The organism is Streptomyces sp. SID14436, from assembly GCF_010548465.1.
GTDB lineage: Bacteria > Actinomycetota > Actinomycetes > Streptomycetales > Streptomycetaceae > Streptomyces.
The window spans coordinates 1-5,029 of record NZ_JAAGMD010000635.1 but is presented as its reverse complement, the minus strand read 5'-3'; the positions used below and the strand labels follow the sequence as shown (position 1 = coordinate 5,029).

The window sequence follows — 5,029 nt, the reverse complement described above, 5'->3', positions numbered from 1 at the left end:
CGGGGCGCCCCGCGTCAGGGCGCGGGTGTCGCCCGCCGCACCGCCCCGTGCACGGCGCGGGCCAGCCGCGCCCCCCACACCGACCGCGGACCGGCGAACGCATGCGTCTCCTCGCCGGGCGAGGGCACCCGCGCGGCGACGCACACCGCGTCGGTGGGTGTGCCGGAACAGTCGTAGCCGGCCTCCAGCAGCGCCTGCACCTTCGCCTCCGTGGCCGTGCTCACCGCGTTGACCAGCGCGGCGTCCCCGAGCGCCACCGGCAGGGCCACCACGATGTTGATCGTGCCCGCCGCCGGCGCACCGTCCGTGCCCTCGCGCGCCGAGGCGGCCCAGCCCCGCACCGAGATGCCGACCGTGGCGACGGCCTCCGCACCTTCGTCGTGCCCGTGGCCGTACGCCGAGACGTCCGCGGCGGTCATCAGACCCACTCCCGGCCCGCGCATGCCCGCCGCGGCGGCGAGGGAGGCCAGGTGCCGGTCCGGGTCGGTGCGCCGGTAGCCGTGGGACACCTGCGCGTTGAGGATCCACTCCCGCTCGCCGAGGCCCCCGCCCAGCACGGCGCTGCTGATCATCCGCCAGCCCGGTCCGGCCGTCCACAGCAGCGCGTGCAGCTCCTCGTCCTCCTCGGTCCGGCTCAGCCGCCGCAGCGGCAGCAGTCCGTCGACGGTCGGGGGCGGCGGGGCGGCGGTCACCGGGCGGACTCCAGGCATCGGTCGGACGGGGCCGGCCGATCGTATGCCGGGACGCCGGCTGCGCCCCCACCGGGGCCGGAGAGGCGGCCACGGCCGGGCGGTCCGGACCTCGGCCGGGACGCGGGAGCGACCGGGCGACCCGGACACCGGGCGGGAGGCGAAAGGAACTGGGCAACCCGGGCCGGAGGTGGCACGATCGCACGAGTGAGCAGCAAACCCGCCGCACCACCGCACCTGAGCGACCTCGCGCGGCTGCGCCGCGTCCGGGACCGCATCGACCGCGAGTACGCGCGGCCGCTGGACGTCGAGGCACTGGCCCGGGGCGTGCACATGTCGGCCGGACACCTCAGCCGCCAGTTCCGCCTCGCCTACGGCGAGTCGCCGTACAGCTACCTGATGACGCGCCGCGTGGAACGCGCGATGGCGCTGCTGCGCATCGGCGAGCTCAGCGTCACGGAGGTCTGCTTCGAGGTCGGCTGCGCGTCGCTGGGCACCTTCAGCACGCGCTTCACCGAGCTCGTCGGCATGCCGCCCAGCGTCTACCGGCGCGAGGCGGCCCGGGCCACCGCGGGCATCCCGTCGTGCGTGGCGAAACAGGTGTCGAGGCCGGTCAGGAATCGAGAAGCGCGCACCAGGACCGACGCCTAGCGTGGGGGCCATGGACATCACCATTCACTCGAGCTTCCTTCCGCACGACGACCCGGACGCCGCGCTGGCCTTCTACCGCGACGTCCTCGGCTTCGAGGTCCGCAACGACGTCGGCTACGAGGGGATGCGCTGGATCACGGTCGGTCCCAAGGACCAGCCGGCCACCTCCATCGTGCTGCATCCACCGGCCGCCGACCCGGGCGTCACCGACGACGAACGCCGCGTCATCGCCGAGATGATGGCCAAGGGCACCTACGGGGGCATCATCCTGGCCACCCGCGACCTCGACGGCACCTTCGAGAAACTTCAGGCCGGAGACACCGAAGTGGTCCAGGAGCCGACCGAACAGCCGTACGGTATCCGGGACTTCGCGGTGCGGGACCCCGCGGGCAACATGGTCCGGGTCCAAGAGGTGCGGTGACCGCTCGCCCGACCGGACCCACCGCGTCCCGCCCCGCGGCCACGGCACCCGTCCGCCGCGGGGCGGGCGGCCGCGGAGTCACAGTCCACCGCACGGCCCGACCGAGCCGGGCGCCGACGGGGCCGACGGGCGGCCCCGCCTCATCGACGGAGAACACATGACCAGCACGGGGAAGAACAAGCGGCCCGCCGAGCCGCACGCCGCCGACCGCCACGACCTGATCCGGGTGCACGGCGCGCGTGAGAACAACCTGAAGGACGTCAGCGTCGAACTCCCCAAGCGCCGCCTGACGGTGTTCACCGGAGTGTCCGGCTCGGGCAAGAGCTCGCTGGTGTTCGACACCATCGCCGCCGAATCCCAGCGGATGATCAACGAGACCTACAGCGCCTTCCTCCAGGGTTTCATGCCCACCCTGGCCCGGCCCGAGGTCGACGTGCTCGACGGGCTGACCACGGCCATCACCGTCGACCAGCAGCGCATGGGCTCCGACCCGCGGTCGACCGTCGGCACCGCCACCGACGCCAACGCCATGCTGCGCATCCTGTTCAGCCGGCTGGGCAAGCCGTACATCGGGCCGCCGAGCGCGTTCTCCTTCAACACCGCCTCGGTCACGGCCAGCGGCGGCATGACGGTCGACCGCGGCGCCGACCGGACGAAGACCGAGAAGGTCACCTTCAGCCGCACCGGCGGCATGTGCACGCACTGCGAGGGCCGCGGCACGGTCTCCGACATCGACCTCACCCAGCTCTACGACGACTCCAAGTCCCTGTCCGAGGACCCCTTCACCATCCCCACCTACACCGGGGGCGGCTGGACGGTGCGCGTCATCACCGAGTCGGGCTTCTTCGACCCGGACAAGCCGATCCGCAAGTACACCAAGAAGGAACGGCACGACTTCCTGTACCGCGAGCCGACCAAGGTGAAGATCAACGGGATCAACCTCACCTACGAGGGCCTGATCCCGAAGCTGCAGAAGTCGATGCTCAACAAGGACCGGGAGGCGATGCAACCGCACATCCGCGCCTTCGTGGACCGGGCCGTCACCTTCGCCACCTGCCCCGAGTGCGACGGCACCCGGCTCACCGCCGAAGCACGGTCCTCGAAGATCGGCAAGGTCTCCATCGCCGACGCCTGCGCCATGGAGATCAGGGACCTCGCCGAGTGGGTCCGCGGTCTGGACGAACCGTCGGTGGCACCCCTGCTCACCGCTCTGCGCCACACCCTCGACTCGTTCGTGGAGATCGGCCTCGGCTACCTCTCGCTCGACCGGGCCTCGGGCACGCTGTCCGGCGGCGAGGCCCAGCGGGTCAAGATGATCCGCCACCTCGGCTCCTCGCTCACCGACGTCACCTACGTCTTCGACGAGCCCACCATCGGACTGCACCCGCACGACATCCAGCGCATGAACAACCTGCTGCTGCGCCTGCGGGACAAGGGCAACACGGTGCTCGTCGTGGAGCACAAGCCCGAGGCGATCGCGATCGCCGACCACGTCGTCGACCTCGGCCCCGGCGCGGGCACCGAGGGCGGAACGGTCTGCTACGAGGGCACCGTGGAGGGCCTGCGGGCCAGCGACACCGTCACCGGCCGGCACCTCGACGACCGGCTGTCGCTGAAGCAGACCGTGCGCGAGCCCACCGGCAAGCTGCCGATCCGCGGCGCGACCGCGAACAACCTGCGCAACGTCGGCGTCGACATCCCCCTCGGGGTGCTCACCGTCGTCACCGGTGTCGCGGGCTCCGGCAAGAGCTCGCTGGTGCACGGCTCCATCCCCGCCGAGGAGGGCGTGGTCGCGGTCGACCAGACGCCCATCCGCGGCTCCCGGCGCAGCAACCCGGCGACCTACACCGGGCTGCTCGACCCGATCCGCAAGGCGTTCGCCAAGGCCAACGGGGTCAAGCCCGCGCTGTTCAGCGCCAACTCCGAGGGCGCCTGCCCGACCTGCAACGGCGCCGGGGTCGTCTTCACCGACCTGGGCATGATGGCCGGGGTGTCCACCACCTGCGAGGACTGCGAGGGCAAGCGGTTCCAGGCGTCGGTGCTGGAGTACCGCTTCGGCGGCCGGGACATCAGCGAGGTGCTCGCCATGCCGGTGTCGGAGGCCGAGAGGTTCTTCGGCGAGGGAGAGGCGCGCACCCCCGCCGCGCACCGCATCATCGAGCGGCTCGCCGACGTCGGTCTCGGCTACCTCACCCTGGGCCAGCCGCTCACCACGCTGTCCGGCGGCGAGCGCCAGCGCCTGAAGCTGGCCACGCACATGGGCGACAAGGGCGGGGTCTACGTCCTGGACGAGCCGACCACCGGCCTCCACCTGGCCGACGTCCAGCAGCTGCTCGGGCTCCTCGACCGGCTGGTCGACTCCGGCAAGACGGTGATCGTCATCGAGCACCACCAGGCCGTGATGGCGCACGCCGACTGGATCATCGACCTCGGCCCGGGAGCGGGCCACGACGGCGGCCGGATCGTCTTCGAGGGCACCCCGGCCGACCTGGTCGCCGCGCGGTCCACCCTCACCGGTGAGCACCTCGCGGAGTACGTGGGCGCCTGACCCGCCCCGGCCCGGCGTTCCCCCGGAACGCCGGGCCCCGGTCCACCCGACCGCCCGGCCGGGTCAGCGGTGGCCGCCGCCGCGGAACCTGCTCAGCAGCCCGCGTGCCTGCTCACGGCGGCGGGGGTCGGACGCGGCGCGGCGGACCTGCTGGGTCGCACGCCGTCCCTGCGGGCTCCGGCTGAACTCCTTGAGACGCTGCAGCATGCTCGGCATGGGCTGCTCCTTTCCGAGGTCCGTGCGGAGGCGCCACGGCCCCCGCACGGACCGGTTACCCCCGCACGGCGGGCTCACCCCCCTGCCTCCCCGGTCCGGGGCCGCGCGCCCCACGTCACGGCACCCGTACCCGAGGCGGCGCACCCTCCCCGCGACGGCGCCTACGGGTGAAGTGACGCCCCGGCACGACCGGTTCGCCGCCGGGGCCGTCAAGTCACCGTCCCGCGGACGGATTGTGACCGGCCGTGTTTGCCGTGGGAGGGAGAGGCAAGTCGGAGTCCATGAGCGAACAGAGCAAGAACACCCGTCAGAAGTCCACGTCCACCCGGACCGCGGCGGACAAGGCCCGGCAGACCGCGGACAAGGCGACCGCCCCGGCCGCCGAGACCGCGAAGGGCGCCGCCACGCAGGCCGGTGACGCGACGTCAGCCGTCGCCTCCGGCGGCGAGCGCGTCGCCGCGGCGGCCAACGGGGCCGTGCAGTCGGCGGCCAAGGGCGTCGAGG

Annotated in this window: 5 protein-coding genes and 1 pseudogene; 4 read left to right on the top strand and 2 right to left on the bottom strand. The window is 72.9% G+C overall.

Annotation, left to right across the window (positions count from 1 at the left end):
- Positions 1–14: 14 nt before the first annotated feature.
- On the bottom strand, positions 15–692 hold the full coding sequence (locus G3I53_RS22630) for an adenosylcobinamide amidohydrolase (protein WP_343240669.1): 678 nt from the start codon (positions 690–692) through the stop codon (positions 15–17).
- 204 nt (positions 693–896) lie between these two features.
- On the opposite strand from G3I53_RS22630, the gene G3I53_RS22625 reads away from it, so the two are divergent.
- The 3 genes from G3I53_RS22625 (at position 897) to G3I53_RS22615 (ending at position 4,309) form a co-directional block, all read left to right on the top strand.
- A complete protein-coding gene (locus tag G3I53_RS22625; RefSeq protein ID WP_164338260.1) occupies positions 897–1,340 on the top strand; it encodes a helix-turn-helix transcriptional regulator in 444 nt (147 codons plus the stop codon).
- 10 nt (positions 1,341–1,350) lie between these two features.
- On the top strand, positions 1,351–1,761 hold the full coding sequence (locus G3I53_RS22620; protein ID WP_164338259.1) for a VOC family protein: 411 nt from the start codon (positions 1,351–1,353) through the stop codon (positions 1,759–1,761).
- Between the two features lie 157 nt (positions 1,762–1,918).
- Complete coding sequence (locus G3I53_RS22615; protein WP_164338258.1) at positions 1,919–4,309, top strand: excinuclease ABC subunit UvrA; 2,391 nt, start codon at positions 1,919–1,921, stop codon at positions 4,307–4,309.
- Positions 4,310–4,372: 63 nt separating this feature from the next.
- Here the strand turns inward: G3I53_RS22615 and G3I53_RS33420 are convergent, their stop codons facing one another.
- The gene (locus tag G3I53_RS33420) at positions 4,373–4,525 is read right to left on the bottom strand and encodes a hypothetical protein (protein WP_203592587.1); all 153 of its coding nucleotides are present in this window, start codon (positions 4,523–4,525) and stop codon (positions 4,373–4,375) included.
- Between the two features lie 281 nt (positions 4,526–4,806).
- On the opposite strand from G3I53_RS33420, the pseudogene G3I53_RS22610 reads away from it, so the two are divergent.
- Positions 4,807–5,029, top strand: a pseudogene (locus G3I53_RS22610) (hypothetical protein); the annotation flags it as partial.